Consider the following 3,652-nt stretch of genomic DNA (forward strand, 5'->3'; position numbering starts at 1 on the left):
ACACCCCACACCCCACTTTCCTATATTTTTAAAACAGGATTTAGTATTACTCCTCAAAGGCGGCTTTTTGCTGACGGACTAAATCGACACCACGGGAAGTTCCCAGACGGGTGGCCCCGGCCCGGATAAGAGCGATCGCTTGTTCTAGGGTGCGAATTCCGCCGGATGCTTTAATTCCTACCCGGCCTTTGCTAATTTCCTTGAGAAACTTGACATCGCTAACCGTTGCACCCCCAAACCAGCCGGTACTGGTTTTTAGATAACTGACTCCTGCATCCATGCAAATCTCCGCCGCTAAACGTTTCTCGGTGTCCGTCAGTTGCGAGGTTTCCAGAATCGCTTTTATCGTCTGGCCAGTTTCCTGACAAATACTAGCAATTTCTTGGAATAATTCCTCGGATTTCCCATCTTTTAGCCAACCGAGATTAATAACCACATCTAACTCCTTAGCGCCATTATCTACAGCTTCTAAAGCCTCATAACGTTTAACTGCGGAGGTAGTGGCCCCTGCGGGAAAACCAATCACGGTAGAAACTAAAGTTTTTTTGCCGTGGAGTAACTGCACAGCTTGCTTAACGGCGGCGGGATAAACGCAGACGGTGGGAAAACGATATTGATCAGCCTGTTGACAGTAAGCCTCTAATTGTTCACTGGTGGCGGTGGGGATGAGGAGAGAATGGTCGATATATTGTGCTAAATCTAGATCAGAATCGGTGATAGCCATTATCTAAGCCTCAATATAGTCAATCGATCGCTATTTTCTCATTTTATGGAATTCACACAATAAAGTCATCTCTCGCTAACCTAGAAATTCCGAGACTAGCAAAGATCCAGTAACCTAGGAAGAAACCGTCACAAGTGAAGACTAGGAGAAAATAGACCTATGTTAGAAGCGTATCACCGCCACGTTGCCGACCGAGCGAAATTAGGTATCCCTCCCCTTCCCCTCAATGCTCAACAAACGGCGGAATTATGCGAAATGCTCAAAAATCCGTCCGAAGAACTCAAGGGAGAATTGCTGACCCTGCTGCGTGACCGTGTTCCCCCCGGAGTTGATGAAGCGGCCTACGTTAAAGCGGGATTTTTAACAGGAATTGCCAAAGGTGAAATAAAATCTAGCGTTATCTCCCCCCAGGGTGCGGTTAGCTTACTGGGAACCATGGTCGGTGGTTATAACGTTCATTCTCTGATTGAAATACTGAAATCCAGAGATATTAATATCGCCGCCGCCGCTGCCAGTGCTTTAAGTAAAACCCTGCTGGTATTCGACGCATTTAACGAGGTTTTGGAATTATCCGACACCAATCCCTATGCTAAACAGGTTATCGATGCTTGGGCCAATGGCGCTTGGTTTATCGCTAAACCGAAACTTGCTAAAGAAATTACCGTCACCGTCTTCAAAGTCCCGGGAGAAACCAATACAGATGACCTATCTCCCGCTCCCCATGCCACCACCCGGCCCGATATTCCCCTTCATGCTTTGGTAATGTTAGAAACCCGTCAACCGGGGTCTTTAGAAACCATTGCCGAATTGAAAAAATTAGGCCATCCGGTCGCCTATGTGGGGGATGTGGTTGGGACTGGTTCCAGCCGAAAATCGGCAATTAACTCGGTTCTCTGGCATATTGGCGATGATATTCCCTTTGTACCTAATAAACGTGCTGGTGGCTATATTTTAGGCAGTAAAATCGCCCCTATCTTCTTTAATACTGCTGAAGATTCCGGTGCTTTACCGCTTGAATGCGATGTTAGCCAAATGAACACGGGGGATGTGATTAAAATCTATCCCTACGAAGGCAAAATCACCAACGAAGCGGGCGCAACTATTAGCACCTTTAGCCTCAAACCTGAGACAATTCTGGATGAAGTGCGGGCCGGCGGTCGTATTCCCCTCTTAATCGGTCGCAGTCTCACCGATAAAACCCGTCACGCCTTGGGACTTGAGGCTAGTACCCTATTTACCCGTCCCACTATGCCTAATGACACCGGTAAAGGTTACACCCTAGCGCAAAAAATGGTCGGCAAAGCTTGCGGTTTACCCGGGGTGCGGCCGGGTACTTCCTGTGACCCAATTATGACTACGGTAGGGTCTCAGGATACCACCGGCCCGATGACCAGAGACGAGTTAAAAGAGTTAGCCTGTTTAGGTTTTAGCGCCGATTTAGTCATGCAGAGTTTCTGTCACACGGCAGCCTATCCCAAACCGGTTGATATTCAAACTCATCACCAATTACCGGACTTTTTCTCTACCCGGGGTGGGGTGGCTTTACGTCCGGGAGATGGCATTATTCACTCCTGGTTAAATCGGATGTTATTGCCGGATACGGTGGGGACTGGCGGCGATTCTCATACTCGTTTTCCCCTGGGAATTTCCTTTCCTGCGGGGTCGGGTTTAGTGGCATTTGCCGCCGCTTTGGGAGTAATGCCTTTGGATATGCCAGAATCGGTTTTAGTGCGTTTTACGGGGGAATTACAACCAGGTGTAACTCTGCGCGATATTGTTAATGCTATTCCCTACGTCGCCATCCAAGAAGGCAAATTAACCGTGGAAAAACAGAACAAAAAAAATGTTTTTAACGGTCGCATTATGGAGATGGAAGGGCTGCCGGATTTGAAATTAGAACAGGCTTTTGAGTTAACCGATGCCACGGCGGAACGTTCCTGTGCTGGTTGTACGATTAAGTTAAGTACCGAGACAGTGGCGGAATATTTACGCTCTAATGTGGCCCTGTTAAAAAATATGGCGGCCCGGGGTTATAGTGATGCCAAAACTATCCTACGTCGGGTAGCAAAAATGGAACAATGGTTAGCTAATCCTGTTCTGATGGAGGCGGATAAGGATGCCGAATATGCGGATATTATCACCGTCAACTTAAACGAGATTAAAGAACCAATTGTTGCTGCACCCAATGACCCCGATAATATCAAGTTAATGTCGGAATGCGCTGGGGATACAATTGATGAGGTGTTCATCGGTTCTTGTATGACTAATATTGGTCATTATCGCGCCGCCGCTAAGATATTAGAAGGTGCAGGAGTTGCTAAGGCTAAACTGTGGATTTGTCCCCCCACCCGCATGGATGAAAAACAATTGCGCGAGGAGGGAATGTACGGTATTTTTGCCGCTTCTGGGGCCCGTACCGAGATGCCTGGATGTTCCCTTTGTATGGGTAATCAAGCGCGGGTTGAAGACAGAGCGACGGTATTTTCTACCTCGACTCGTAACTTCAATAATCGCATGGGAAAAGATGCGCGAGTCTATCTCGGTTCCGCCGAATTAGCGGCAGTTTGTGCGCTGCTAGGACGCATTCCCACCGTTGAGGAATACCTCGCAATTGTCACCGAGAAAATTAATCCTTTTGCCAGCAATTTATACCGCTATTTGAACTTTAATGAAATCGCTGGTTTTGAGGATGAAGGCCGGGTCATTCCCCTAGAAGATTTACCTAAGATTGAGGATATCTTAGGGATTCCTTCTGGTGTTTTGAGTTAGTTGACCGGTTATGGGTCATTTCGATCGAGGCGAAAGATTTCTTTTGATTTCGATCAAGATGACCCCTCTAACGATCGAATTTTCGACAATTATAGGATTTTTTTCGATATACGGAATGACAACTCGATAAAATAAAAATTTGACATCCTCACCGCCGTT

At 47.0% G+C, this 3,652-nt stretch carries 2 protein-coding genes; one reads left to right on the plus strand and one right to left on the minus strand.

What is annotated here, in order from left to right; all coding sequences use genetic code 11:
- Window positions 1-46: 46 nt before the first annotated feature.
- Window positions 47-724 carry a deoxyribose-phosphate aldolase gene (deoC, locus tag MICAI_RS03705; protein WP_008197950.1) on the minus strand — a complete coding sequence of 226 codons (678 nt, stop codon included), beginning with the start codon at window positions 722-724 and terminating at the stop codon, window positions 47-49.
- A gap of 159 nt (window positions 725-883) precedes the next feature.
- On the opposite strand from deoC, the gene acnB reads away from it, so the two are divergent.
- Window positions 884-3,493, plus strand: a complete 2,610-nt coding sequence (acnB, locus tag MICAI_RS03710) for a bifunctional aconitate hydratase 2/2-methylisocitrate dehydratase (RefSeq protein WP_008197952.1) — start codon at window positions 884-886, stop codon at window positions 3,491-3,493.
- Window positions 3,494-3,652 lie beyond the last annotated feature (159 nt).

Source organism: Microcystis sp. T1-4 (assembly GCF_000297435.1).
Taxonomy (GTDB): Bacteria; Cyanobacteriota; Cyanobacteriia; order Cyanobacteriales; family Microcystaceae; genus Microcystis.

What these genes read in the sequence shown, in the direction of transcription:
- deoC (WP_008197950.1), bottom strand. Translation starts at nt 724, where the DNA reads ATGGCTATCACCGATTCTGATCTAGATTTAGCACAATATATCGACCAT.
- acnB (WP_008197952.1), top strand. Translation starts at nt 884, where the DNA reads ATGTTAGAAGCGTATCACCGCCACGTTGCCGACCGAGCGAAATTAGGT.